Source organism: Clostridium sp. FP2, assembly GCF_011065955.2.
Classification (GTDB): Bacteria; Bacillota; Clostridia; order Clostridiales; family Clostridiaceae; genus Clostridium_AD; species Clostridium_AD tagluense.
Genome location: NZ_JAAMNI020000001.1, coordinates 2970337 through 2996089, shown reverse-complemented (window position 1 = coordinate 2996089; position 25753 = coordinate 2970337). Strand labels below are relative to the sequence as shown.

Annotated in this window: 25 protein-coding genes; 13 read left to right on the top strand and 12 right to left on the bottom strand. The window is 30.9% G+C overall.

Annotated features, from left to right (window positions below; translation table 11 throughout):
• Positions 1–223 precede the first annotated feature (223 nt).
• Positions 224–1051 (bottom strand): NAD(+) diphosphatase, encoded by an 828-nt coding sequence (gene nudC / locus G9F71_RS14415; protein ID WP_224626419.1) that lies wholly within the window; start codon positions 1049–1051, stop codon positions 224–226.
• A 333-nt stretch (positions 1052–1384) separates the two neighbouring features.
• Here nudC and G9F71_RS14410 point away from each other — a divergent pair, with 333 nt between their 5' ends.
• Positions 1385–2539 carry a ribose-phosphate pyrophosphokinase gene (locus G9F71_RS14410; protein WP_164949790.1) on the top strand — a complete coding sequence of 385 codons (1155 nt, stop codon included), beginning with the start codon at positions 1385–1387 and terminating at the stop codon, positions 2537–2539.
• 138 nt (positions 2540–2677) lie between these two features.
• On the opposite strand, the gene G9F71_RS14405 is transcribed toward G9F71_RS14410, so the two are convergent.
• On the bottom strand, positions 2678–3340 hold the full coding sequence (locus G9F71_RS14405; protein ID WP_164949789.1) for a TVP38/TMEM64 family protein: 663 nt from the start codon (positions 3338–3340) through the stop codon (positions 2678–2680).
• A gap of 363 nt (positions 3341–3703) precedes the next feature.
• On the opposite strand from G9F71_RS14405, the gene deoD reads away from it, so the two are divergent.
• On the top strand, positions 3704–4417 hold the full coding sequence (deoD, locus tag G9F71_RS14400) for a purine-nucleoside phosphorylase (RefSeq protein WP_125001671.1): 714 nt from the start codon (positions 3704–3706) through the stop codon (positions 4415–4417).
• A 128-nt stretch (positions 4418–4545) separates the two neighbouring features.
• Here deoD and G9F71_RS14395 read toward each other — a convergent pair whose 3' ends face one another.
• From G9F71_RS14395 to G9F71_RS14385, 3 genes are all read right to left on the bottom strand, one after another.
• The gene (locus tag G9F71_RS14395; RefSeq protein WP_164949788.1) at positions 4546–5346 is read right to left on the bottom strand and encodes an EFR1 family ferrodoxin; all 801 of its coding nucleotides are present in this window, start codon (positions 5344–5346) and stop codon (positions 4546–4548) included.
• Between the two features lie 160 nt (positions 5347–5506).
• The gene (locus tag G9F71_RS14390) at positions 5507–6505 is read right to left on the bottom strand and encodes an inorganic phosphate transporter (protein ID WP_164949787.1); all 999 of its coding nucleotides are present in this window, start codon (positions 6503–6505) and stop codon (positions 5507–5509) included.
• Positions 6498–7121, bottom strand: coding sequence for a DUF47 domain-containing protein (locus G9F71_RS14385; RefSeq protein WP_125001680.1), 624 nt, complete (start codon positions 7119–7121; stop codon positions 6498–6500). The genes G9F71_RS14390 and G9F71_RS14385 overlap by 8 nt, the downstream gene beginning before the upstream one ends.
• Before the next feature lie 305 nt (positions 7122–7426).
• Between G9F71_RS14385 and G9F71_RS14380 the strand changes: the two genes are divergently transcribed.
• Both G9F71_RS14380 and G9F71_RS27355 read left to right on the top strand, forming a co-directional pair.
• Positions 7427–7663, top strand: a complete 237-nt coding sequence (locus tag G9F71_RS14380; RefSeq protein WP_125001683.1) for a TIGR04540 family protein — start codon at positions 7427–7429, stop codon at positions 7661–7663.
• A gap of 45 nt (positions 7664–7708) precedes the next feature.
• A complete protein-coding gene (locus G9F71_RS27355; RefSeq protein WP_258880984.1) occupies positions 7709–7840 on the top strand; it encodes a hypothetical protein in 132 nt (43 codons plus the stop codon).
• Between the two features lie 105 nt (positions 7841–7945).
• Here G9F71_RS27355 and G9F71_RS14375 read toward each other — a convergent pair whose 3' ends face one another.
• Positions 7946–9313 carry an MATE family efflux transporter gene (locus G9F71_RS14375; protein ID WP_125001686.1) on the bottom strand — a complete coding sequence of 456 codons (1368 nt, stop codon included), beginning with the start codon at positions 9311–9313 and terminating at the stop codon, positions 7946–7948.
• A 358-nt stretch (positions 9314–9671) separates the two neighbouring features.
• Between G9F71_RS14375 and pulA the strand changes: the two genes are divergently transcribed.
• The 4 genes from pulA (at position 9672) to G9F71_RS14355 (ending at position 14920) form a co-directional block, all read left to right on the top strand.
• Positions 9672–12422, top strand: coding sequence for a type I pullulanase (pulA, locus tag G9F71_RS14370; RefSeq protein WP_164949786.1), 2751 nt, complete (start codon positions 9672–9674; stop codon positions 12420–12422).
• Positions 12423–12581: 159 nt separating this feature from the next.
• The gene (locus G9F71_RS14365) at positions 12582–13490 is read left to right on the top strand and encodes an alpha/beta hydrolase (protein WP_164949785.1); all 909 of its coding nucleotides are present in this window, start codon (positions 12582–12584) and stop codon (positions 13488–13490) included.
• Positions 13491–13585: 95 nt separating this feature from the next.
• Positions 13586–14530 carry a TRM11 family SAM-dependent methyltransferase gene (locus G9F71_RS14360; RefSeq protein ID WP_164949784.1) on the top strand — a complete coding sequence of 315 codons (945 nt, stop codon included), beginning with the start codon at positions 13586–13588 and terminating at the stop codon, positions 14528–14530.
• 81 nt (positions 14531–14611) lie between these two features.
• Positions 14612–14920, top strand: a complete 309-nt coding sequence (locus G9F71_RS14355; protein ID WP_164949783.1) for a hypothetical protein — start codon at positions 14612–14614, stop codon at positions 14918–14920.
• Between the two features lie 115 nt (positions 14921–15035).
• Here the strand turns inward: G9F71_RS14355 and G9F71_RS14350 are convergent, their stop codons facing one another.
• The 4 genes from G9F71_RS14350 to gatE form a co-directional block, all read right to left on the bottom strand.
• Positions 15036–15188, bottom strand: a complete 153-nt coding sequence (locus tag G9F71_RS14350; protein WP_125001701.1) for a lmo0937 family membrane protein — start codon at positions 15186–15188, stop codon at positions 15036–15038.
• A gap of 150 nt (positions 15189–15338) precedes the next feature.
• Positions 15339–15494, bottom strand: a complete 156-nt coding sequence (locus tag G9F71_RS14345) for a lmo0937 family membrane protein (RefSeq protein WP_164943612.1) — start codon at positions 15492–15494, stop codon at positions 15339–15341.
• Between the two features lie 139 nt (positions 15495–15633).
• A complete protein-coding gene (gatD, locus tag G9F71_RS14340) occupies positions 15634–17016 on the bottom strand; it encodes a Glu-tRNA(Gln) amidotransferase subunit GatD (RefSeq protein WP_164949782.1) in 1383 nt (460 codons plus the stop codon).
• Positions 17013–18977, bottom strand: coding sequence for a Glu-tRNA(Gln) amidotransferase subunit GatE (gene gatE, locus G9F71_RS14335; RefSeq protein ID WP_164949781.1), 1965 nt, complete (start codon positions 18975–18977; stop codon positions 17013–17015). Before gatE ends, gatD begins: the two co-directional genes overlap by 4 nt.
• A 418-nt stretch (positions 18978–19395) precedes the next feature.
• Here gatE and G9F71_RS14330 point away from each other — a divergent pair, with 418 nt between their 5' ends.
• Complete coding sequence (locus G9F71_RS14330) at positions 19396–20655, top strand: methyl-accepting chemotaxis protein (RefSeq protein WP_164949780.1); 1260 nt, start codon at positions 19396–19398, stop codon at positions 20653–20655.
• A 203-nt stretch (positions 20656–20858) separates the two neighbouring features.
• Positions 20859–21170, top strand: coding sequence for a hypothetical protein (locus tag G9F71_RS14325; protein ID WP_224626416.1), 312 nt, complete (start codon positions 20859–20861; stop codon positions 21168–21170).
• A gap of 67 nt (positions 21171–21237) precedes the next feature.
• On the opposite strand, the gene G9F71_RS14320 is transcribed toward G9F71_RS14325, so the two are convergent.
• Both G9F71_RS14320 and G9F71_RS14315 read right to left on the bottom strand, forming a co-directional pair.
• Positions 21238–22473, bottom strand: a complete 1236-nt coding sequence (locus G9F71_RS14320; protein WP_164949779.1) for an MFS transporter — start codon at positions 22471–22473, stop codon at positions 21238–21240.
• Positions 22474–22694: 221 nt separating this feature from the next.
• On the bottom strand, positions 22695–23081 hold the full coding sequence (locus G9F71_RS14315) for a hypothetical protein (RefSeq protein WP_164949778.1): 387 nt from the start codon (positions 23079–23081) through the stop codon (positions 22695–22697).
• Between the two features lie 326 nt (positions 23082–23407).
• On the opposite strand from G9F71_RS14315, the gene G9F71_RS14310 reads away from it, so the two are divergent.
• The 3 genes from G9F71_RS14310 (at position 23408) to G9F71_RS14300 (ending at position 25725) form a co-directional block, all read left to right on the top strand.
• Positions 23408–24589, top strand: a complete 1182-nt coding sequence (locus tag G9F71_RS14310; RefSeq protein WP_164949777.1) for a sensor histidine kinase — start codon at positions 23408–23410, stop codon at positions 24587–24589.
• Positions 24570–25244, top strand: coding sequence for a response regulator (locus tag G9F71_RS14305; RefSeq protein ID WP_164949776.1), 675 nt, complete (start codon positions 24570–24572; stop codon positions 25242–25244). Before G9F71_RS14310 ends, G9F71_RS14305 begins: the two co-directional genes overlap by 20 nt.
• 154 nt (positions 25245–25398) lie before the next feature.
• On the top strand, positions 25399–25725 hold the full coding sequence (locus G9F71_RS14300) for a DUF192 domain-containing protein (protein ID WP_164949775.1): 327 nt from the start codon (positions 25399–25401) through the stop codon (positions 25723–25725).
• The last annotated feature ends 28 nt before the right edge of the window (positions 25726–25753 follow it).

Genomic DNA, 25753 nt, shown 5'->3' with positions numbered 1-25753 from the left:
TAATTTAAGTTTAAGTTCCAACACAATACTAATTTAAACATTAAGATAAAAAGGTCAATATATAGTTTAAGGAGATAAAATATTGTTAAATATATTAAGAAAAGATAGAAGTTAGAATCTAATTCGCTGTGAATTAAGTATTCTAACTTTTATTTATTTTTGTTGTAATATATGCCCCCACTTATATAAGTGGGGGACTTTTCTTCTGAAATGTCGTTAAATATTAATAATTTTCAGTAAACCAACTGATTAACTTTTTAGCTATGCTTATACTATCGGGTGTTAAAGGCATTTCGTTAGAACTATACCAGTTAGCGTCACCAATTTCTTTTCCATCTACTTGTATTTCACCGCTTGCATATTCTGCTGTAAATCCTATCATAAGAGAGTTAGGAAAAGGCCAAGGTTGATTTCCAAAATATTTTATATTTTTTACAGTAATCCCAGTCTCCTCTTGGACCTCGCGAACAACACATTCCTCAAAAGTCTCACCAACTTCTACAAAGCCAGCAACTACACTGTATAACTCCTTAGCAGATTGATTATTATGTGCAAGCAACAATTTTCCATCTCGTACAACAGCCACAATTATGGCAGGAGAAATTCTAGGGTAATTTACCAGGCTACATTTGGGACACTTTTTAGCTCTTTCTCCATCCACGCTCTGAGCTAATGTACCACACCTGCCACAATATTTATGATCATTATTCCAGTTTACTATTTGAATAGCTCTACCACCTATCCAAAACATGTCTTTGGATAATTGGTGAGTTAGTGCTTTAAGTTTGCTAAAATACATATCGCTTGGTATGACAGTATCACTATTTAATTCTCCACAAAAGCAATTTTGTCCATCCATAGACCCAAGATATTGGGTATTAATTAATTCTAAATTTTCTAGATCGCAAATAGCGGGTATTATTGCTTTATTGTTTTCAGATTTAACTAGTAATTCATCATTATAAAATAAAAAATATATATCCTTATTTGTTTTAGGTAAAATCATATCTACTGACGGTATAAAATTTGTCATATTGTCTTCATTACGCATTAGTATTATCTCCAATCTACATTTATATAATTAATAGGCAATTGATATTTATCTAAAAATTTATCAATGTGGTATAATTATATCATATACTTAAAATCTTTAATATTCTAAATTTATATATTATTTGATATAGGGGATACTTGTCTCAGTAAAATTATCAATAAAATCTTGTGAAAAAAAGTCGAATCTTATATTTTAGGGTTCATTTGCATTTATATATATGTTAAAATTATAAATACTCATATATTTAAAGAATAAATAGGAGAAAATATAAAATACTATATGCATTTGAAGTTTTTAAGCCACTTTTGTGGATATCAAGGAGGTATTATTATGGATATTAAAGAATTACCTAGCATTCCCTACTGTAGTCTAGGTATTATGGCACTAGAGAGTAGCTCAGAACTGGGAAATAGAATTAATGAGCTTTTAATAAAAAAACGTAAAGAATATGACAGTGGACCTATGAACCGTGGCTCGAATGATGAAAAAACCTTTCTTATAAATATGACTGATACTCGATTTTCAAATGGTGAAGGTAAAATTATTATAGAAGATTCGGTTAGGGGTAAAGACATATTTATATTATGCGATGTAGGAAATTATAGTTGTACATATACAATGTATGGTTATGAGAACCACAAAAGTCCAGATGATCATTTCCAAGATATAAAGAGGGTTTTGTCTGCCTTAGGTGGTAAGGCAAGGAGAATAACTGTAATAATGCCATTATTGTATGCAAGCAGACAGCATAGACGAAAACATAGAGAATCTCTTGATTGTGCCATTGCTCTTCAGGAATTAGAAAGATTAGGGGTTAATGATATTATAACTTTTGATGTACATGATCCAAACGTTCAAAATGCAATACCACTTATATCCTTTGATAATGTATATCCCACTTATGAAATAGTGAAAACGATTTTACAAGAGGAGCCTGAGCTATTAGTAGACAAGGCAAAAGTCCTCGTGATAAGCCCAGATACAGGTGCAATGGATAGAGCTGTTTATTACTCTAGTGTAATTGGTCTTGATATTGGACTTTTCTACAAAAGAAGAGACCATTCAAAAGTAGTAAATGGTAAAAATCCCATAGTACAACATGAATATATGGGAAGAGAAGTAGAAGGACAGGATATTTTGATAGTTGACGATATGATAGCTTCTGGCGAGTCAATATTTGATATAGTATTGGAATTAAAAAAACGTAAAGCAAAAAGAATATTTGTTACAGCAACTTTTGCATTATTTACTGAAGGAATAGAAAAATTCAATAAATTTTATGAAGATGGGTTAATTGAAAGAATATATTCAACAAATTTAACCTATATTCCTAAAGAGGTTAAAGAGGCTAAATGGTTCCGTGAAGTTGATATGTCGGGATTTGTCGCCAGCATAATAAACAATCTAAATTATGATAAATCCATAGCACCACTACTTGATGCTACTAAAGGTATAAAAGAATTGCTAAATAAATCAAGGGTTTAGGTAAATGTAATTCCCACTTATATAAGTAGGAGACTTTCCTGAAATATCCTTAAAAATAAAAATACATATAAAAGACTATTATAATAAAAGAATAATTTAACTTTTATTGTAATAGTCTTTATAAATATTACTATAATACTAGTTCTTAATTTTTTGTAATGAAATTTTCTTTTTTAGAACATAAGATATTACAATAAGTCCTACTAAAAGTGCTATAGACATATAGAAGCTAGAAGAGCCAATATCCGTTGCTTTATCTCCAATGTTCACAAAAACAAAGATACCAGGTATTATACCCAAAATAGTAGCTAAGGCAAAATCCTTGAATTTGACCCCTGAAAACCCTGCTGCATAGCTAATTATATCAAAGGGGAAAAGCGGAATTAGTCTTAATACAAACACCAATAAAAAGCCTCTATTTTTAATGGCATCTTCTAAATTTGATATGTCTTTTTTTATAAATTTGTTGAATACCTTATGACCTAATATACTGGCTAGAAAAAAAGAAAGAGTGCCTCCTAAAATAGCCCCAATCATTGTGTAAATAAATCCGCCCATCATTCCAAAACACATACCTCCAGCAATAGCAAGAATTGAATCAGGAAAAAGTGTAAGTGGGACAAATGTAAATAAAATTATATAGATTATTGGTGAGAACATGCCATAAGAATCTATAAAAGTTTTCATATTTTCTGGAGTACAATGACGCAGAGTTTTTGTATTGCAAAAAGCACATATAATAATTGCAATAATTATTATAAGGGATATTATTTTTAAAATATTTGTGATTTTTTTATTCATAAAAACCTCCTTGTAGCAACCTTAAGTAGCGTAAAACTATTATTAGCCTTATTAAGTGTACAATAAAGTATGAAGTATATCTAATAGATAATTCATATAGAAAACAGTTGAACTATAGAAATATCAAATAGATAATTCAAATTGTAAAACTGATTGTGTATATATTCTTAGGTATTAAAATAAAACATATAGAATAGAAAAAAATATTTAATTATGTGAAAATATTAATATGAAAAAGTGACAAATGTCATTTTTTCATATTAATTTTTTTGCTATAATGGATAATGTATGATTAAATACAATAGGAGCTTAATTAATTCACTATATCTCTCAAACTAAATACAATTATAAGGAGGTTTCAATATGATACCAACAGCACATATTGAAGTAAAAGAAGAAGGAATTATCGCAAAAACAGTATTAATGCCGGGAGATCCATTACGTGCCCAATTTATTGCAGAAACATTTTTAGAAAATGTGGAAAAATTTAATAATGTCCGCAATGTATTTGGATACACGGGTACATATAAAGGACGTAAGATTTCTGTAATGGCCAGTGGCATGGGTATGCCTAGTATTGGTATTTACTCATATGAATTATTTAATTTCTATGGGGTAGAAAACATTATAAGAATAGGTTCATGTGGTGCTTACACTGCTGATTTAAACTTATATGATGTAATACTTACCACTGATGCTTGGAGTGAATCCACTTATGCAAAAGTTCAAAGTGGATGTGAAGATGATACAATTGCTGCATCAGTTGATCTAAATAATAAGTTAGAGAAAATTGCAGAGGATTTAGGAATTAAAGTTCATAAAAATAGAGTACACTCATCTGATGTATTTTATCGCGAAAATTTCGATGAGTATAAGGATATTTATGAAACTCATGGTTGTACTTCAGTAGAAATGGAATCCTTCGCACTATTCCATAATGCAAATGTATTGGGTAAGAAAGCAGCTTGTTTATTAACAGTTTCAGATAATTTAGTAACTCATGAATTAACTACCTCTGAAGAAAGACAAGAAGCCTTTACTAATATGATGAAAATAGCTTTAGAGATGGCTGAATAATAACAAAAAAAGTGTCCTCTACCTGTCAAGTCGCAAATTTAAAAGAAAATATCGGAATTATTATAAAAAACCCCTCAACGAAAAATTATTGAGGGGTTTTTTGAGTATCTTAAACATAAACCTTTAGTCTAGGTATTTAATTTTTTTATTATCAGTTCATTAACTGTAATTTTAGGATGCTTATATCTACCTTTCTTTTCCGTACCTTTACCATATTGAATTGCCTTAGTTGGACATAAATGTATGCAAGCTAAACATTGGGTACAGTTGTTTTTCCATATTGGCTTCTCCTTAACTGTAATTGTTCCACTATTACATACTTTTTCGCATAATCCACAACCATTACACTTTTCATTGACATGAAAATTCTTTGTATTGTGAGCATTCTTATTAAATAACGGATTTACTATATAAGTCATCACTTTAGGTAGCATACCTTTTTCAAGTTGATAAACATTATCCACCCTATGTTTTATTGTATTATTTATAGTAGCTATTACTTGTTTGGATTCTAAAAGTTTTTTATTTTCAACTTCCACAGTATCAACATCCCCAAAGAAAATATAATTATTGGGCATTACTACTGAAAATCCACTATTGAGATGTAAATTTTTTTTCTTCAAAGCTTTATCAATGACCTGAGCAGTATTACCAATGTTAGCTCCACAAGTGGCTACAGTAAATATATAGTTATTTTTATAGTTTATTAACTTCAACTTACTAATGAATTCAATAACTTGCTTTGGTGGTGACCAGGCATAAACGGGATAAACAATGCCTATAACCTCATTAGGGTTTAATGTGTATTCATAGTGCTCCTTATTATCCCTCATAGTAGCTGATATGGAAATTAGATTTTCATTGTTTTCTTTTGCTATACTTTTACCAACATAAAGAGAATTACCAGTGCCTGAAAAATAAAATATCATAAATGGCCTCCAATCAGTAATTAAAAATAATTACTTAATATTAGTATAATAGAGTGCTAAAGAAATTTTTTTGATACTAATTAATGTATTAAAAGCCTACCACTCTAAATTAATATGATGTGGTGGGCTTTTAATAAGAAAATATAAAAATTTTATGTAGCTATCTATAAAACACAAGTGCAAGTAGTCCGGATATAATTGCACTGCACGGAATAGTTAAGACCCATGCTACTAGTATAGTTTTAGCAAGGCTCCATCTAACGGCTGAAAGCCTTTTACAAGACCCTACTCCCATTATTGAACTAGTTATTACGTGAGTGGTACTTACCGGAGCACCTAATGCTGTAGCAGCTTGAATAGTAATCGCAGCAGCAGTTTCAGCGGCAAAGCCATCTATAGGCTCTAATTTTATCATATTAACACCCATGGTTTTTATTATTTTCCATCCACCAGACATTGTACCTAATGACATTGCTAATGCACAGGCGATTTTTACCCACAATGGTATAGCAAAGTTCTTTGCGTCTAAAAATCCTCCAGCAATTAGTGCCATAGTTATAACACCCATAGATTTTTGAGCATCATTTGAACCGTGACTATATGCCATTAAGGCTGCAGAACAAATTTGTAATTTTTTAAATAATCCATTAACTTTTTTATGTGTTGCTTTATGGAATAACCATGTAAGTAAAAACATAAATGAAAATCCGAATACAAGTCCTAATATTGGTGAAGATATAAGTGGAATTATTATTTTCTTAAAAAAACCAACCCAATTTACAACAGAAAAATCAAATTTATGTGAAGTTATGGAAGCACCTAAAAGTCCACCAATAAGTGCATGGGAAGAAGAACTGGGTATAGCTAAATACCATGTTACTAGATTCCAAATAATAGCACCTACTAAGGCTATAGCTACAATCTCTGGAGTAGCTATGCCATTATTAATTATTCCTGTTCCTATAGTTTTTGCAACTTCAGTATGTAACAAAGCGCCTACAAAATTCAGCACCGCAGCCATTCCCAATGCTTGCATAGGGGTAAGTACTTTAGTACCAATTGAAGTAGCGATAGAATTAGCTGTGTCGTGAAATCCATTTATAAAATCAAAGCCGAGCGCTAATATTATAACAAGAATTATAATTGTAGAACTAAGCATATTTCATAACAACTCCTCGTATTTCATTTGCAAGTTTTTCGCAAGCATCAATACTATCTTCTAAATGATGATATAAATCTTTCAATTTCATTACAGATAGAAGATCTTTAGGGTTTTCAAAAAGATTTCTCATAGCTTTTCTATAAATCAAATCAGCTTCATTTTCTAAGGTGTTTACGTAGATGATTTTTTCTACTAATAAAGTGCTTTTACTAAGATGTTTTAATTCTGAAATTACATGAACAAGCTCAGTCGTAACATCAACAAGTTTGTCAATAAGTTCAACAGCTTCTGGTGTAACAGAAGTCAGATTATACATGTACACTAAATGAGCTGTTGATTCAATACCATCAGTAATATTGTCTATTCCCTTTGTTATATTAAATATATCTTCCCTGTCTAGTGGAGTTATAAACATTTTTTTAGTATATTCAATTAATTCATGAGTTACGAGGTCTCCTTCATGCTCAAGTTGTGTTAGTTTATCCAATCGTACCCCTGGGTTATCAAGTTCATTTATTAGCAATTTTAACTCTTTTGCGGAAGTATTAAAAATTTCAGCTCCTTTTGAGAAAAGTTCGAAAAATACATTGTCTTTTGGTTTGAAATTAAACATATTGTTCCTCCTTTAATGAATAAAAGTGTTTTTTTTCTAAAAATTATTAAAAATTAAAATATGTATTAAAACGCACAAGCCTAATTATATGGTATTACTTAAAAAAGTACAATAATAAACTGCTATATTATAAAAAATTACTAATATAGCGATGAATTTATAATTAAAATAAAATATTGAAAGAAAGCTTGGTAGTCTAAAATTTATTTATCAAAGATATCTTTAAATATTAAATTTATTAGGATATAATATAAGAAGATACAATAGAATAAATATATATTAAAATGAATAGTAAGGAGTGCATTATGAGAAAAGTTTATAAGGACCCAAAAGCGTTAGCCGCATGTTTAAAGGATTTAGTAGATTTTTATTTAGACGGTGTTATGACGTATGAGAAGCTAGAAGAAAAATTAAATATCTTAATTAATGCAAACGAAGATAGGATTTATAAGGATGGAAATTTATCTTTAAGAATATCTAATATAGTAGGCAGTTCTGGAGTAGACCTTATTAATAAGGTATTTTCAGAAAGACAAAGCTAAACCTTAGTTAAAAGTAAAAATCATTAATTAGTAAGGAGTGTTATAATGGCTAAAAATAAACCTGTATTTCCTTCAAGCAATAATAAGTCTTCAAATGGTCAAGAATCTAAAGGTGATAATAAAACTCCAGTGCCAACACCGAAGAAGGCCATAAGAGGTAACTCTAGGGGGAAATAAGTATAAGTAAAGATTTAAGTTATAATTTAAAAAGGGTAACAAGTAACTGACTTAAAGTTATTTGTTACCTTTTTTTAATAGCATTTCAGCATCCCAGATGATGATTTAATCATTAGTCCTAATAATTTTTTCTTGCCATCCCCCTTTTTTATAAAGGTAATACCCATACAAACAGATAATTAAATTACTAGAGCTCATAGAAATCCATATTCCAGTGGAGCCAATGGTTGTAAGATATTTAAAAAGCAATATCATAGGAAGTCTTACAAACCATAGTCTACCTATTTCCATATTCATAGAGTATTTAGTGTGACCAGATCCTTGAAATATTCCTTGAAATACACTAAATATTCCCATTAGTGGCATTGAAAAAGAAATATACATTAAATAAATAACAGCCTCAGATATTACTAAATTATCATCCTTAGAGCGTATAAAAAAATTCACTACTTCATTGTCTTGCCAAATCAGCACAATGCATCCTAAAATTGAAATGCTTATTGTTAGTTTTAATGCCTTAACAAAAGCTTCTTTAACACGTTCTAATTGACCGGAGCCAAGATTTTGTCCCACAATAGCTGTTAGTGAGGCCCCGATTCCCATGGCTGGTTGCATAATAAGGGAAGTAATTCTGTTCACCATACCAAAGGCAGCAAGTGTTGAAGTTCCATAAGATACAATAAATCCATTAAGTATTATAAAACCAAGAGCTGAACCACTTTGCCCAATAGCAGATGGTATGGCAACCTTAAATAGTTTATTTAATATGTTCCTATCAAAACTAAAATTTTTAAAGCTAGGTTTTATTTTTGAAGTGGATTTATGAAGTATATATAATCCAGCACCTGCAAGAAGGGCTTTTGATATAATAGTAGCTACAGGAGCTCCTGCAATCCCCATATTAAATTTAAATATAAATATAGGGTCTAAAATAGCATTTATAATAACACTTATAGAGCTTAATATAGTAGGGGTTAGAGTGTTTCCTTGTGAGCTCATAATGGCATTAAAGCAAAAAAATAAAAATGTAAAGGGCATATCTAAAAATGTTATCTTCAAGAAAATCTCACTATAATGAGCTAAATCACCTTTGGCTCCCATAACATTTATTATAACCGGGCTCATTAAATAGCCTACAAATGAAAAACAAACAGCACATACGACTGCAATTGCAATAAGCTGAGAGGCGTACTGGGATGCTTTGTCATATTTTGATGCGCCAATAAATTGAGATAAAATCGATGTTCCTGCAATAAATAATCCAATGCCTATAGATATAAATAGAAACATAACTGGCCATACAAAGGATATAGCGGCAAATTGTATTGAACCTAATTTACTTACCCAAATCCCATCAATTAAACTATATAAAGTCTGAATTAAATTACTAAGCATTATTGGTGCCGCCAAGGTTATTATTACCTTGTACATTGATCCTTGTAGTATAAGATTTTTTCTTTCCTTCATGTCCATAAATTAATCCCCCAATTTCATAAAAAGTGATATAATAGTAAGCATATTATCCATTATATCATTTTTAATTTATTCTTATAAGTGAACTAGTTAAATTATTACTATTAAATTAATATTATTACATAAAATATATATAAATCAAATTAATCCATAAACTAGCATACGATAAATTCCAATTATTGTTTTATATTTATATAATAATTTGCAAGAATGAAGGGTTTATTAATTTTACGTAGAATACTTTACTAGAAAACTAGAAAACTAGAAAACTAGAAAACTAGAAAACTAGAAAACTAGAATACTAAAGAAATATAGATTGTAGCATCATAATCTTATTTTTTTTTAGAGGAGGAAATTTATGAACTTCAAGATAGGGAAGAACAAAAGTAAAACATTGAGCATTTTTCTTGTGGCAGTTTTAGTTATTACAGAATTGCTTTTATTAATGCCCAATGTTCAAACTTTTGCCCAAAGTGGAAAAACAAAGATAATTATCCATTATGCTAAAACTCCAAATAGTGATTTAAAATGGAATATGTGGTTGTGGACTGATAAAAATGATGAAAGTAAGTTCGAATTTAATGGCAAGGACGAATTCGGTAAGGTTTGCGTAGTTGAATTTGATGGAGCCCTTAATAAACTAGGATTTATAGTGCGTACGGATGAGTGGAGAAAAGACACTGTGGATGATAGATTTATTGAAAAATTTAATAATGGTGTTGGAGAAGTTTGGCTTAAAGGAGGCGATACGAAAGTATACTATTCTCTAGCTGAAGCTAGTGCCTCCAATTCTAAATTAGCAGTAGTTCCTCCAATTACTATAGGCAAAACAGGTGAATTTATAGTTGCAAAATTAGATGAAATGAATAGCATAAGCATAGAAACAAACATAGCCTTTCCATTTACTGCGAAAGGAAATGAAGGCATTATAGTTAAGTCAGATGGTCAGATCTTAACCGTAAAAAAAGTAACTAGTGATGAAGTAATAACGGGTATTACTACAGTTGCTAAAATAGAGCTTAGCGAAAATGTGAACCTAGGCAAAAAAATTACGGTGTCAAAGTTAGGTTTTCCTGAAAAAGAAGTGGTGCTTGGAGATGTAATGAGAAGTGCTAGTTTCGAAAAAATGTTTTATTATGAAGGAACTGATTTAGGCAATACTTATTCTAAAGGTAAAACAAGCTTTAGGGTATGGGCGCCAACAGCAACTGAGGTAAAGCTTGTAACCTATAAAAAATGGAATGATAAAATTGGTATTGACTCTAGTATGAAAAAAGATGAAAAAGGAACCTGGACTTTTGACTTGAATGGAGATCAAAAGGATGTGTTTTATACATATAAAGTTAATATTGAAGGAGTTTGGACTGAAGCTGTAGATCCCTATGCTCGGTCCGTGTCCGCAAATGGAGACAAAGGTGCGGTAATAGACTTAAAAGGAACGGATCCTGAAATATGGAATCCAGGTGAAAAGCCTAATTTCACAAATTTAAATGATGCTATTATATACGAACTACATGTTAGAGACTTTTCTATAGACAAAAACAGTGGTATGGAAAATAAAGGAAAATTTTTAGCTTTTACTGAAAAAGGTACAAAAGGAACTGATGGTAAGCGGACAGGTGTTGATTATATAAAGGATTTAGGAGTAACACATGTTGAGCTTATGCCGATATTTGATTACGCTAGTGTGGATGAGACTTCAAGTAAGGCACAATATAACTGGGGGTACAATCCTAAAAACTATAATGCTCCTGAAGGAAGTTATTCAACTGATCCATACAACCCGAGTGTGAGAGTTAAAGAATTAAAACAAGCAGTGCAATCTCTTCATGATAATGGGTTAAGGGTAAATATGGATGTAGTTTATAATCACATGTATAGCAGTAATGATTCTAATTTTAATAAATTAGTACCTGGGTATTATTTTAGATACGATAAAGATGGTACTGCTACAAATGAAAGCGGTTTTGGAAATACAATTGCCTGCGAAAATGCAATGGCAAGAAAATTCATTGTAGATTCTGTGATGTATTGGGCAAAGGAATATAATTTAGATGGATTTAGATTCGATCTTATGGGTCTACTTGATATAAATACTATGACTGAAATCAGAAAAAAATTAAGTAGTTTAGATCCCTCCATTCTCATTATGGGAGAAGGGTTGGATATGGGGACTACTCTTTTATCAGATGCGAAAGCAACACAAAAAAATGCCAGTAAAATGCCTGGGATATCACTTTTCAACGACATAATAAGAGATGGAATAAAAGGTAGCGGATTAGATGCAAAATCCAAGGGCTTTGTAAATGGTAAATCTTATGAAGAAACCGAAATAGAAAAAGGAATAGTTGGAGGAATAGATTACTCAAATGATATAAAAACCTGGGGAAAGATATCCCCTCTTCAATCTGTTAATTATGTCGAAATTCACGATAGTAATACGTTATGGGATAAACTTCTTTTAACAAACCCAAAGGATGATAATGAAATAAGATTGAAAATGCACAAATTGGCAGATTCTATTATCCTTACTTCCCAGGGTATTCCATTCTTTCAAGCGGGACAGGAGTTTTTAAGAACAAAAGGTGGGAATAGCAATTCCTATAAGTCTAATGATACTGTAAATAAGCTTGATTGGACACTAAAATCTAAAAACATTGACACTGTTAATTATTTTAAAGGTTTAATAAAGTTAAGAAAGGAACACCCTGCCTTCAAAATGAATTCAGCAGAGATGATCAAGCAAAATTTAAAATTTTTAAAATCCCCGCAAAACGTTGTAGCCTATGAAATATCTCATAATGCTAACATGGATACTTGGTCTGACATCGTAGTAGCTTTCAATGCAAATAGAGAAGATGTAACTATTAAATTATCTAAAAGCTGTACCTGGAATATTGTAGTAGATGGTGAAAAATCAGGAGTTAAAACTATAAAACAGTTTAAAGGTGACTCATTAGTAGTTCCTGCACTAAGCTCTATTGTAATTTATGATGGATCAGAGAATATATTTACGACCTTACCCTTTTGGATTTATACTGTATTAATTTTATGTGGAGTTACTTACCTAATATTATTTTTAAAGGGGAGAAAAGAAAGTCTAGAATAACAAAATATTATATATTTTTAGAAAGTCCTTATTGTAAAATATAAGGGCTTTTTTAAGTTATCAATAAAATTATACAGAATTCACTTTGTTGTTATTTACTTTATTTGGGGACATGTCTATAATAAGAATGTACATCGCATTTGAAAGGGAGATTTTAAGATGATAAAAATATTATTTTTCATATTAATTTTGATTATTGTTACTATTATTATTGTAGGGTGGCATTTTTCTAGTATTATTATAGCTCCTAAAGTTGCTAAATATAATTACACCTACGATTATGAAGTAGAAAAAGGGAAAATAGAAGTAGAAGTATTTAATAACCTAGAAAAACAAGAGGTATATCTAGATTCTAATTATGGCTATAAAATTCATGGCTTCTTCTTTCCAAATAAAGATTCAAAGAAAATTATAATATTATGTCATGGAATAACTTGGAGTTTATATGGTTCGGTTAAATACATGGACATGTTTTTAAAAAGAGGCTTTTCAGTCTTTATTTATGATCATAGAAATCATGGCTTAAGTGGTGGAAAAAACACTTCCTATGGTTATTACGAAAAATATGATTTAAAAAAATGCACAGATTGGATATTAAATAAATTAGGAAAAGATACAATAGTTGGATTGCTTGGGGAATCCATGGGTGCTGGAATAGCTCTTCAAAATATAGCAATAGACCCACGAATTGTGTTTTGTATAGATGACTGCGGATACTCTGATGCACAAGAGTTGTTTAAATATAGATTAGAAAAAGATTATAATATAAAAAAAATGCCTTTAGTAAAATTAGCAAGTATAATAAGTAAAATTCGAGTTGGCTGGAAATTCAAAGATGTTTCACCTATAACTACTTTACCTGAAGTAAAAATTCCAATATTATTTATTCATGGTGAAAAGGATGATTATGTACCTACTTTTATGTGTAATAAAATGTATTCAGTAAAGAAGGGCTACAAAGAAATCTATATTGCTCCTAGTGCCGGTCACGCAGCGGCATATTGGAAAAACAAAGATGAGTATGAAAAAAGAGTTGATGGATTTTTAAAAGCTATAAACATAATCTAAGTATTGTGATATACTGATACTATAGGTAAAGCCATAAATAACGTACCACCTTTATTAAGGTGGTTTTTATATTCTAGAAAGGAAGGTGTGCTTTAATGTTTCAGCTAGCACAAAAGGATAACAGGTATTTATACACAACAAATTATTCCAGTGATGAAGAAAGCCTATGCAAAATGGAAATAAAGTGCCTCTTTAATAAAAACCTCCATGAAAAGCACTTATTCTCTGACATTTATGTAGATCCCTCCAGAAGTCCTTTTATAAAAAAATGCATTTCTATAATGTATACTGGAGAAACAATGCAGCAAATTATTAATCAAATTGTTATGGACAAACTGACCAGTGTAAATTATAAGGTTGCTTATATCAATTCCACTGATGAACCCATGGGTTTTCATAAAGGACGTAGCATTGAATTTGAAATAGGCTTTAATATACTAGGCGAAGCTGAAATGAAAAACCCTGAAATTACTTTTGGTATTACAAAAGTAGATAATAAATGGATATTTGGTGAATGTGAAAGCAATACTTCAGATTGGCTATTTCATAATAAAAAACCTTTTTCCTATTCTAATGCTTTAAAGGTAAATGTTTGTAGGGCACTAGTTAATATAGCCGTAGGTAATAATCTAGACTGTAGTGTTGTAGACCCTTGTTGTGGCATCGGAACGGTGCTAATTGAAGCTATCTCAATTGGAATTAATATTAAAGGTTATGAGATAAATACATTAATTGGTAAAAACGCCAAAACAAACCTTAGGTATTTTGGATATGAAGATGTAATAACCATTGGTGACATGAATGACATCCAAAATAAATTTGATGTGGCCATCGTTGATCTTCCTTATGGAATATTCACACAAATTACGCCTGGGGAGCAGTTAGCTATTATGAAGAGCACCCGCCGAATAGCCGAGAGAATGGTAATCATTACTTTTGATGAGATGGATAAGCAAATAACATCTGTAGGATTTCACATAGATGATAAATGTACAGTGTCTAAAGGAACCTTTAAAAGGCATATATATATATGCAGTTAAAATAAATAGCGCTGTTATTTAACGTGAACTCATTATATAATAGTAATTATGATATTGACACAATATAGCGAGGTATTAAATATGGCAAAAAAAAATAGTAGAACTAATGATCTTTTATATAATTTTAATGCAAAGGGGTCCGCTAAAATATACTCCTTATTGGTTAAACTAGTCAACGAAGATAGAGAAGATTTAGCGCAAATAGTGATAAAAGTTGATTATTTACTAGAATATGCAAGTTCATGCATAAAGCAAAAAGACTTTGAGGAAGCAAATGAAAGTCTAAATAAGGCTAAAAGTAGAATAGATATGCTAAAAAGCCAAGAAGTTGATAGTTCATACCTGGAGCATTTATATATTGGAATAGCAAAAAAGGCAAAATTAAAATAGAGTAGGTGTATTTGATTAAATACACTTACTCTATTTTTCTATTATAGCGTTAACTTTATGTCTTTTTTAAAAGTTATTAAATTTAATCAAAAAGTATTCTTAGTGAAATAGTTTTCTATCTTATTTTTTTTCCTGAAATCCTATCTACTATGAAAACTATTGCAGCGACTATAAGTAACGTATTAATCATACCGCCACCAATTTTAAATATAAGTCCCAAAGCCCAAAAGAATACTACTATTCCCCCTAACCAACGTAAAAATCCCATATAAAACACTACCTTTCACATATAAATCTATTTAATATATATGTTTGAACATTATATCAATAAACTCATATATTTACAATACGTTAGTCTTTGCTCTAATTTTCGAAGAAATAGTTAGTTTTAATTGCAATATATTGTCGGTATAACAGTTTAGGAGGTTTTTTTTCTTGCGAAAATCATATCCACCACGAAAACTATTGCAGCCACCACAAGTAACAGATGTATCATACTACCACCAATTCTAAATATAAGTCCCAAGGCCCAAAAGAATATTACTATTCCGCCTAACCAACGTAAAAATCCCATATAATACACTACCTTTCACATATATTTATTTTCTAAATCTCTTTATATATTATAATGACCTAAATTTAGTTGAAATATGCAAAGTGATTTTAATATTAATTTTTATGGGATAATTAGGTTTTTTAAATATAGATGCTAACTATTTATGAAATTTTTTAATGAATTCCTCTACCTCAGGAATTCCTCCTTGGTAGATTAGATAACCGTTATAAGGCTCTCTCTCCGTGATCTCACTACAAATGGGAGTTAGCATAATGTCTTTAACTTTAGACAAGTCAGTAGTTTGTCCAAGTGCCCAACCTAGTTTAATGTATGCCACTTCTGGTAGCATGTTTTCTGTTGGTATCATTCCCATGGTCATGAGATCCCGTCCGGTATCGTATACGAACATGTTCACATATCCCCAAAGTGTTTGCACTGTCATATAAATGGCAACTCCCTTTAGCACAGCACGATTAATTGCTGGATATAACAGTTTATTAACATGACCAAGACCTGTACCAGCAATAACAATCCCTTTGTAACCAAGATCAACCATGGCATCGATTATATCAGGGTTCATATTGGGATAATAGTACAATAGTGATACGCGCTCCTCAAATACAGGATTTATAGTTACTTTTCGGTCACTACGCCGGTGGTTGTAGTCCTGCCTCAGGGGAGTTATTTTCTGTCTATCTACCATTGCTAGTGGTATGTCTCCAATGGTACGGAAAGTCGAACGGTAGGAAGAGTGCATTTTACGCACTCTTGTACCACGGTGCAACAAGCCATATTCATCAGAGGTTGGTCCAAACATACATACCATCACCTCAGCAATGTCTGAATCCGTAGCAGTTTTAGCAGCATGAATTAGGTTTAGTGCAGCATCTGAAGAGGGCCTATCTGAAGAACGTTGAGAACCTACCATAACAATTGGAATAGGTGAATTTTGCACCATAAATGACAGTGCAGCGGCTGTATGACTCATAGTATCAGTGCCATGACCAATCATAATTCCATGGGTGCCTTTTTTTATTTCCTCTCCAATAGCTTTTGCTAAGACTTTATACTCATTGGGCCCCATATTTTCAGAGAAAACTGCAAAAAGCTTCTCAGTGCTTAGGTTACATATATCTGCAAGCTCAGGAACAGCTCCATACAATTCACCAGGAGAAAAGGCTGGAATAACTGCTCCCGTTCGGTAATCAAGACGTGATGCAATTGTACCTCCTGTGCCTAGTAGCTTGATATTATGCTTACTTTTAGATATGGGAAACTCTTTTTCTGGAATTTTATATTGTATCTCTTTGAAATTATATTCTTTCATATCTTGTATAGTATCCACTGCTATTCCTATATTATAGCCAGTGGCAAGCTTTATTACTATGTGAGAATCATCATCATTTTCAGAGCGAGGAAGTAAAACACCTTTAAAATCACCTCTAGTAGTTCTTATTGTAGCTTCACTCCAGATGCGCATATTAAAACTTTTTAGGACTTCTAGCGACGTGCCCCTGTAACCTTTTAAGATATCACTCATTTGCCTAGGCCTCCTTTACGAATTACCATTGCAAGTTCATGGAGAGGCATATTTCCAATGGCTTTTTCTTGTAAATTTTTCATAATCCAGTTAAGTTCTGCTTCCGAATTTTTTGAGGTTTTTAGCCTTTTAAATCTTTCCCGCATAATTGGGATAAGTGAAATGATACTGGAAGTGCTACACTTAGAAAAATATATAGCTTTTAGCACATACTTCATTTCCATCTTAGGTTGTTTATAGACAACCGTTAGCATCTTATATATAAGCTCAAGTTCTATTTCTTGCTCTTTTACAAAGGCAAAGAGTTCATATATCCTTTCAAAATCAAATGGTAAATCTGCTTTGGATTTTCTCTGCAGTGATTTAAGCTTGTGTCCCAATAGAGTGGCTACAAATTTAGGCTGAGTATTAAAATCGTCACAAATTCTTTGTATAAGAGGAGCTAGATTGTACCTTAGAATGTAGAAAAAAGTATCAGCTGGTATGTTCCAATTATCTAACTTTGCTATTTGCGTCTCAAGATCAATAGGCAAATTCCTGCCTGCAATATCTATAAGCTCCTGAGTAATTGAAATTGGTGCTGAATCCGTGTCAGGATACATGCGATCAGCACCTGGAAGTACTCGTTCAAACATAGTGGTGCCACTTACAAAGGATTTACGAGTTTCATTTGGTACTCCAATAAAGGCTAGTCTGCAGCGTTCTTCAATAGACTCTAAAGCTGTGTTAATATCATCAACAGGCCCCCAAAAGAGAATTTGGGCATCATCGACTTTTGAATTAAGTAATTTACGGAGGTATTCAAAATTAATATCCTGATTTTCATTTCTGAATTCCTCAGAATGCGTCATATTTGGTTTTTCTATACAAGCAATAACCTTCAATCTGTCAGAAATCTCATCGGAAAACATTCGGCAAGGACCAGTGAAAAATGAGAGAATGTCTTTAAACCCTGGTAGGTTAACTACAACTAGTCTATGTTGTATATTTAAATTGTTTCTAATGTTTCTAGATACAGGCGTAATGCTTTCGCCCTTAAGAATTACATGACTAATTTGCCAATATTCAAAGTTTGGCATCCTTTCTATAAGATCATTACGGATTTCTAAAAGACTCTTTTGGCGAAAAGCTTCATTGTGAACTAATTCAGGAATGTAGCTTATATGATCTACACCTTTAATTTCTACACGAGTTCCACCATAGATACTAACATTAACATCCTGGCGTGCAGCTCCAATACCTGTCCTTACTTTACCAGTACTACGGTTTAAAAAGCGAATATAGTTAGCAGCTTCAGCCACTTCATCTGGTGTTTTCATATCAGGATAAGTAACTGTCTCTATAAGTGGCATACCCAAACGATCAGTAGTATATATCCTAACATGGCCAATGTCTGAAATCTCACGACAAGAATCTTCCTCAATACTTAGCTGAGTGATTCTAATTATTTTATTTTTTAGAGGAATCTGTCCTTCAATGCTTATTATACCTGTACGTTGAAAGCCAGCAGGTATACTACCATCTAGGTATTGCTTACGTGTGATGTGTAGCTCACCCACAATATTCGTTTTAAGAAGCAAGGCAACTTCTAATGCAATTCCTAAAGCCTGTTTATTTATCTTGAAAGGTGGCGTATCATCAATATCATAGGTACAAGTGGTTAAATTGGAAATATGGTACACTATGTTTTTTCTTGTCTTAAATTCCATAAGTGCGGTACCATCATATCCACCCATCTCGCTTAAGGTTGGCCTCATATGCCGTGCAATCTCAGCATCATATTGTCCATGCTTTTGAAAAACACCAGCTGGGCAGCGGCAAAAGAGTTTTTTTTCTGTCATTAGTTGTTGGTGGACCTCTAGACCACACATAAATCCAAGTTCTTTATAGACATTAGAATCAGTCTGCTTAAGAAGGGAATACCCAATTCGTTTCTGAGTTTTAATGAAATTATTTTCCATTTTTATTTAATCCTCCAAAATTAATATATTAAAGACTTAAATATCATTAGATATTTTTGCACAGCGCTTACATTTTAAGCATACTAGCTGCTAAGTTATATATGAATCAAGTGTTTAGTTGTTCTATTCTTATAAGAAGTATATGTTTGTGATTTTTTAATTATGTAGTTATGTAGCTTCAAAAAAAAATAACTAGCAAGGATGATAGTTATTTTTGTGGAAGATGATTTATAGATTATCTATAGAATTATCTGTGACATATTTTAGCCATATTTAAATAAATATGAAATCCATGTACTGTTATACGACAATTTTCTTGGTAAAATAAATATCTTGTCAGAAAAAAAATAATAGTGTATTATTATAAAAAGAGGGAATATTTAGTCAATTCCAAAAAAAATTTGAGGGGTGAAAATTAATGAAATTTTTTAACAACTTAAAAATCAGTCAAAAGCTATTATTAGCTTTCATTACAGTTGCATTGTTTATAGGCATTGTTGGAATTATTGGAATTTATAGTATGAAAAATATTAATTTAAATGTTTATAATATTTATAATAAGGATTTGATGGGTATTACTGCTCTTGAAAATATGAAAGGAAATTTATTGCAAATCAGAAGTGATATATTATTAATTCTTGAACCTAAAAACAAAAATGATTTACAAAAATACAAAAATGATATAGCGGATTCAAAAACTAAAAATGATTCACTTATTGTATCCTATAAAGCTACCATTATAACTGATTTAGATAGGCAACAGTTTGCAGAATTCGAAAAATTACTTACGGATTATAATACAGCAAGAGAGGTCCTAATTAAACAAGTTGATGAGGGAAACTACGCAAAAGCAAATGAACTTTTTCCAGGTCTTTCTAGTATTAGAACTAATATGTTTACAATTCTAGACAAAGAGCTAAAATTAGCTTCAGATATGGCAAAAGCTAACTATGAAAATAGTGAGGCACTATATAGTAAATCCTATGTTCAAATTATAGTAATAATTGCTCTAGGATTATTTATTGCTATTACACTAGGTTTAATAATTTCTCTTACAATTTCAAAACAGATAAAGACAGTTTTAAGTGTTGCTGAAGCCATTGGAGAAAATGATTTATCAAAAACTGTTGATATTGATAGTAAAGATGAGATCGGTGGTTTAGCAAAAGCTTTAAATAAAGCTATAACAAACTTAAAAGCATTAATCGGAGAAATATCAGAAAGTGCTACTGATATTAGTGCTACCAGTGAAGAGCTATCGGCTACAACAGAAGAAATATCATCAAAAATGGAAATTGTCAATGAAGCAGTAAGACAAGTATCATTAGGATCTGAACAGCTAAGTGCCACAACAGAAGAAGTAAATGCAACAACAGAAAGTATCGCAGACAATGTGGCTGATGTTACTATAAGGGCAAATAAAGCAAATAAGATTGCAATTGATATAGAATTAAAGGCAAAGCAAGTCAGAAAAAGCGCTGAAAATAGTTCTAATAGCACAAATGAATTATATTTCACTAAGCAAGAAAGCATATTAAAAGCAATTGAAGAAGGCATGGTTGTTAGTGAAGTTAAGATAATGGCTGATGAAATAGGAAATATAGCAAGTCAAACAAATCTTCTTGCACTTAATGCAGCGATTGAAGCAGCAAGAGCAGGTTATTTTAGTACGATATAATATACCTAGGTTTTGAAACGAGCCATATACTATCGTTAATGTGTCAATTGTGATGCTTGATAGTGAAATTCTTGAAGAAAATAATTAGTTTTTATATGTTGTAATTTATAGTTTTTATTATAAATGAGAGTATAAAAGAAGTTATTTAGTATTCAAGAACCCCATTCATTTATGTGTGGAAGTTTCAGAAGGGAGTGCCCATAATGAATATTCAAGATATAATGTCAGGAGATTTTTCTGCATACCCGGAAGAAACACAAATATTTATGAGGGAATATACAGAAAGACTGCGAGAAAGTATAAAAGAAGAATTGATAAAGGATATATCTTACAAGATGCTTAAGGATATAGATAAAAGCAAAGATTATTTTATGAAGGTTTTAACTGATATATTAGATAATGGATATAAAGGCCTAAGTAAAATGTCTACTCAGACACTTATAGACACATATTTAGAACGAAAAAATGAAGAAGATTTTTTTGTGTTATTAGGAAAGGTTAATGAAGAAGTTTAATTTTATACACACTTTTTTTAAGTTTCTATAAAAAAACATTAAATCACAAGATTTAATGTTTTTTTTATTAATTAATTTTAATCTTTAAAGATAAAAACAAATTTATAACAGCAATAAATGCAGCAACAATGAAAACATATTGATATCCCATAGTTGTCCATAATATACCGCCTATAAAAGGTATTGACATAGCAATTACATGATCAAAGCTAGTACCTGCAGAAAGAGTAGGGATGACATCTTCTGGACATATAGCAATCTTTTTTACATAAGTGGATCTTGCCATTTCAACTACGCTTAGTGAATTATCTATAACGTAGCATGCTGCAATAATAACCACAGCTGCACTTGGTGAAAGTAAATAATCTGCAAAAGAATAGCCCATACAAATTACTATAAGAACTATAGCTTCTAGTGAAAGCACAAATCTTTCACCTTTTTTGTCTATAGCATTGCCAACAATGGTTCTTGTAAAAATGCTTAATATAGCAATTATTAATCCGAGTATTGCAAAAGTAGGAGGCTTAACATGGTAGACTTGAATAAGTACCCAGGGTGCAAAGGTTAAAAAAATCTGCTTTCTTGCACCATTAACTACACTAAGGCAATAATATAGAGTATATTTTTTTTTGAAAACAAGGGTTACTTTTTTTTTCTTAGGCTTTTTAGATTTCATTAGACCAAGAAAAAATGCTGCGAAAATATAAAAAACTGAGGCAAGCACAAAAGCTATTTGATAGGTAAGGTTAAAGTATTTAAATCCAACCCATACAATTGCATAACCCACAATAGTTGCAATTAGGTTATATGCGCTATACCTCCCTAGTCTTGCGCCATAATTTCCATTTTCAGAAAGGTTCATACCTATTCCCGCAGATAGTGGCATAAAAATATGTGTACCTAGGCTAAGTAACATCATCCATAAAAGCATAGTGGCAAAAGATGGGGAAAACAAACCTAGTCCTAGCATTCCCAGTGCTGCAAATATCATGCCAATTATTGCTATTCTTATGTCCCCAAGGAATGCCAGTATTCCGAGTACTATAACTATTAGAACTCCTGGTAGTTCACGAGGAAACTCTACAATACCCCTAGCAGCAGCTGTTAATTTATATGTATCGCTTAAAAAATTATTAAATACAGTTGAGTTTATTCCACTTGCTATTCCAGTAAATAGTCCTACTATTAAAAATAACTTAAAGTCTCTATCGTTATTGAACTTACTCACTAGGTATGAGAATTTTTCTTTTATCTTTTGTTTTTTTACTACACCCGTTTCACTAAGTTTTTTTTCACTCTCCATAAAGCAATATCCCCCTTTATTCTAATTCAATTAATTATATTATAAAGAATAATAGAATTCAATTAAATCATCTCCTGCGGAGCTGTAATTAACGACTTCAGAAGGAGATTTAGACCCCCACTGAAGTTTCTTTTTGTTATAGTATGTGACCCATACTTATAGAAGTGGGAGACTTCCTTCTAAAATGTCGTTAAATCATTATATACTGAGATATAGTTAAACTAGTAACTAATGGATAATTCTCCACTTAGAATTGTGTCTTTAGGCTGTGTCCAAGTAGCTTCAATTAAAAAATTTATATTTAAGCCTGTTTTATAATTAAATACAATCTCACTATCATGTAGCATATGATAATTTTTATAAACTACTAGGTTTTTATTGGCTTTATCTTTAATTATAATTGTCCAAATTCCATTTTTAGGCTGGAATATTTTAGCGGTAATAATTAGTGTTGACCAAAAGGTATTCTTTGGCCCCGTTTCATAAAATCCTTTTCCATCACGAATATTTATTTTAAAAGCTTGTAGAATATTATTTCTATTACTTGTTACTGCTTCTTCATCCATTTCTATTTTTTCGCTTTTTTCATTATTTATTAATCCTATCATACCTAGCTCCTTATTAATTATTTTAAAGGAATGTGGGATTCAAAGAAAATTTCGTTATCATTTTATTATATGTAGTTATATATATAATGCTCCTCTAAAAAGCATTCTTGCAAAAAAAACTATAGATACTCCAATAATTTCAAAGTGAATTTGAGCTTTTTAATCGAAAATAGGTAAAGGACTAATTACCCTTAGGAAATGTATATATTAGACGATATATGTATTGTAGATAAAATATCTTTTGTAATTTTTTTTAAACTACTACAAGGATACAATAAAAATTTTTATTTATTATTAAAAAATCAATAAAAGAAGGTGATATAATAATGAATAATTTAACTATAGATATTGGTAATATTAATGATATTATAAAAAAAATAATTCAGCAAATAAGTAATAGTCGTAAGCAAATTCTTGAAATAGTTGATAATGTAAGAATAGAGTATGAAAATCAAAAATCAGAGCTTTTATTAATCAGAGCCAATATAGATAAAGTTATTAAGGAAGTTGACACACTTGAGGCGCAGGATAAACTTATGCGAAAAAAACTAGTGGAAATTTCAAAAAAATTTAACGCATATAATGAAGATGAAATTAAATCCGTATATGAAAGTGCTTCGGATATTAGAGTAAAATTTATTATCAAGCAAAATGATGAAAGACAACTTAGAGAAAGAAGAAATACCTTAGAAACAGTTTTAAAAAAATCTATAAAGAACATAGATAATTCAGAAAAAATAATTAACCAAATAAGTATAGCTATGGGATATTTAGAGGGGGACATTCTTTCGGTTTTAGAAGGTGCTGACAAAAGCTCTGAGATGTTTATAGGAATAAAAATATTAGAAGCACAAGAAAATGAACGAAAAAGAATATCAAGGGATATTCATGATGGACCTGCACAACATATCGCTAGTATTATTATGAAAGCGGATATTTGTAAAAAGGTTATTCAAAAGGATTTAGATGAAGGACTAAAAGAACTATCTGATTTAAAAGAAAGTGTAAAAGTGGCTTTAAAAGAAATTAGAAGTATTATTTTTGATTTAAGACCTATGACATTAGATGATTTAGGGTTAAACAAAACAATTGAACAAGCTGTAAAATCTATTTCAGAAGATTTTAGTATGGATATTAAGTTAAAATTGAAACCTATGGAGACCGAAGTAGAATCCATTATTCAAGTAGCAGTGTTTCGTATTATTCAGGAAATTCTCAATAATATAAAAAAACATTCTAAAGCAAAACATTTGGAGGTAAAATTAGATTTTGGTGCAAAATATTTAAGCTTAATCATATCAGATGACGGTATTGGGTTTGATGTGGAAGAAACTTTAAAAAGAGTAAAAACCAAAGGAACTTCTTATGGACTTATTGGTATATTGGATAGGGTAAACCAATTACAGGGTCAAATTCATATAAAATCCTGGGCGGGAGCAGGCTGCGTTTATAATGTTTTGCTTCCAGTTAATAGAGAGGTGATTAGAGATGGAGAAAAAGGACATTAAAGTATTAATAGCAGATGACCACGATCTCATTAGACAAGGATTAAAGAGAATAATCAGTTTTGAAGATGATATAATTATCGTTGGAGAGGCTGGAAATGGTGAGAAGGTGCTTGATATGTTAAATAGTTGTGAACCTGATGTCATATTATTAGATATGAAAATGCCGTTAATGGATGGGCTTGAAGTGCTCCAAAGGTCAAAGAAAAAATTAAAGAGTATAAAAATAATCATGCTCACAGTTGAAAATGACAGGACTTTTATTCTAGATGCTATTAGCAAGGGAGTAGATGGATATGTGCTTAAAGAGTCTGCAGGCACAGAAATTGTGGATGCAATCAGAACAGTCTATTATGGAGATAAATATATAGATAAATCACTAGTTTCTGTTCTGTTCTCGGAGTTTAAAATAAAAGATAAAAAAAAGCAGTGTGTCTTAGATTCCTTATCAAAAAGAGAAATTGAAGTTTTATTATATATTTCAAAAGGATTAAGTAATAAAGATATTGGAGAACATCTTTTTTTATCAGAGAAAACAGTAAAGAACTATGCTACAACTTTGTTTAGGAAAATAGGAGCACATGATCGTGTTCATGCCACTATTTTTGCACTAGAAGAGCACATTCAATTGTATTATCAATCTAGGTTTCAAGAATAATTCAAATAGGGACTAAGGTCCCTATTTTTGTTGACTTTTATACCTATTGAATGTGACTTTTAGTATCTTATATGTCTTTCTATTTAGGAATATAATGAACTTAATTGTATGATATCTTGGACCAAAATTTTAAATATGATTTAGGGGTGATGATATGATTAAAAATTTAAAATGTAATGACGATAAAATAATTGATGTATTCATAGCTGATTCATATACTAAAAGGCTCTTTGGGTATATGTTTAGAGAGAATCCACATCATGATGCTATTATGCTAACGCCATGTAATGGTATCCACACATTTTTTATGAAGTTTAACATTGATGTTTTATTTCTCAATGAAGACATGCAAGTTATTATAAAAATAGAAAATTTAAGGCCAGGACAAATTGTTACTAAAGTAATGGGATCTAAGATAGTCATAGAATCTAAAGCAGGTCTATTTAATAATATAAAAGAAGGAAATATACTTAATATTTAAGGTTGCTCATGCATTAGGGTTTTACTAT

Bases quoted from the DNA above. Each gene is read 5' to 3' on its own strand.
- G9F71_RS14365 (WP_164949785.1), top strand. From the start codon at position 12,582: ATGATAAAAATATTATTTTTCATATTAATTTTGATTATTGTTACTATT.
- pulA (WP_164949786.1), top strand. From the start codon at position 9,672: ATGAACTTCAAGATAGGGAAGAACAAAAGTAAAACATTGAGCATTTTT.
- G9F71_RS27355 (WP_258880984.1), top strand. From the start codon at position 7,709: ATGGCTAAAAATAAACCTGTATTTCCTTCAAGCAATAATAAGTCTTCA.
- G9F71_RS14385 (WP_125001680.1), bottom strand. From the start codon at position 7,121: ATGTTTAATTTCAAACCAAAAGACAATGTATTTTTCGAACTTTTCTCA.
- G9F71_RS14350 (WP_125001701.1), bottom strand. From the start codon at position 15,188: ATGGGATTTTTACGTTGGTTAGGGGGAATAGTAGTATTCTTTTGGGCT.
- G9F71_RS14405 (WP_164949789.1), bottom strand. From the start codon at position 3,340: ATGAATAAAAAAATCACAAATATTTTAAAAATAATATCCCTTATAATA.
- G9F71_RS14345 (WP_164943612.1), bottom strand. From the start codon at position 15,494: ATGGGATTTTTACGTTGGTTAGGCGGAATAGTAATATTCTTTTGGGCC.
- gatD (WP_164949782.1), bottom strand. From the start codon at position 17,016: ATGAGTGATATCTTAAAAGGTTACAGGGGCACGTCGCTAGAAGTCCTA.
- G9F71_RS14380 (WP_125001683.1), top strand. From the start codon at position 7,427: ATGAGAAAAGTTTATAAGGACCCAAAAGCGTTAGCCGCATGTTTAAAG.
- G9F71_RS14325 (WP_224626416.1), top strand. From the start codon at position 20,859: ATGAATATTCAAGATATAATGTCAGGAGATTTTTCTGCATACCCGGAA.
- G9F71_RS14395 (WP_164949788.1), bottom strand. From the start codon at position 5,346: ATGATATTTTATTTTTCAGGCACTGGTAATTCTCTTTATGTTGGTAAA.
- G9F71_RS14390 (WP_164949787.1), bottom strand. From the start codon at position 6,505: ATGCTTAGTTCTACAATTATAATTCTTGTTATAATATTAGCGCTCGGC.
- G9F71_RS14410 (WP_164949790.1), top strand. From the start codon at position 1,385: ATGGATATTAAAGAATTACCTAGCATTCCCTACTGTAGTCTAGGTATT.
- G9F71_RS14305 (WP_164949776.1), top strand. From the start codon at position 24,570: ATGGAGAAAAAGGACATTAAAGTATTAATAGCAGATGACCACGATCTC.
- G9F71_RS14300 (WP_164949775.1), top strand. From the start codon at position 25,399: ATGATTAAAAATTTAAAATGTAATGACGATAAAATAATTGATGTATTC.
- G9F71_RS14330 (WP_164949780.1), top strand. From the start codon at position 19,396: ATGAAATTTTTTAACAACTTAAAAATCAGTCAAAAGCTATTATTAGCT.
- G9F71_RS14315 (WP_164949778.1), bottom strand. From the start codon at position 23,081: ATGATAGGATTAATAAATAATGAAAAAAGCGAAAAAATAGAAATGGAT.
- G9F71_RS14360 (WP_164949784.1), top strand. From the start codon at position 13,586: ATGTTTCAGCTAGCACAAAAGGATAACAGGTATTTATACACAACAAAT.
- gatE (WP_164949781.1), bottom strand. From the start codon at position 18,977: ATGGAAAATAATTTCATTAAAACTCAGAAACGAATTGGGTATTCCCTT.
- G9F71_RS14375 (WP_125001686.1), bottom strand. From the start codon at position 9,313: ATGGACATGAAGGAAAGAAAAAATCTTATACTACAAGGATCAATGTAC.
- G9F71_RS14355 (WP_164949783.1), top strand. From the start codon at position 14,612: ATGGCAAAAAAAAATAGTAGAACTAATGATCTTTTATATAATTTTAAT.
- nudC (WP_224626419.1), bottom strand. From the start codon at position 1,051: ATGCGTAATGAAGACAATATGACAAATTTTATACCGTCAGTAGATATG.
- G9F71_RS14320 (WP_164949779.1), bottom strand. From the start codon at position 22,473: ATGGAGAGTGAAAAAAAACTTAGTGAAACGGGTGTAGTAAAAAAACAA.
- deoD (WP_125001671.1), top strand. From the start codon at position 3,704: ATGATACCAACAGCACATATTGAAGTAAAAGAAGAAGGAATTATCGCA.
- G9F71_RS14310 (WP_164949777.1), top strand. From the start codon at position 23,408: ATGAATAATTTAACTATAGATATTGGTAATATTAATGATATTATAAAA.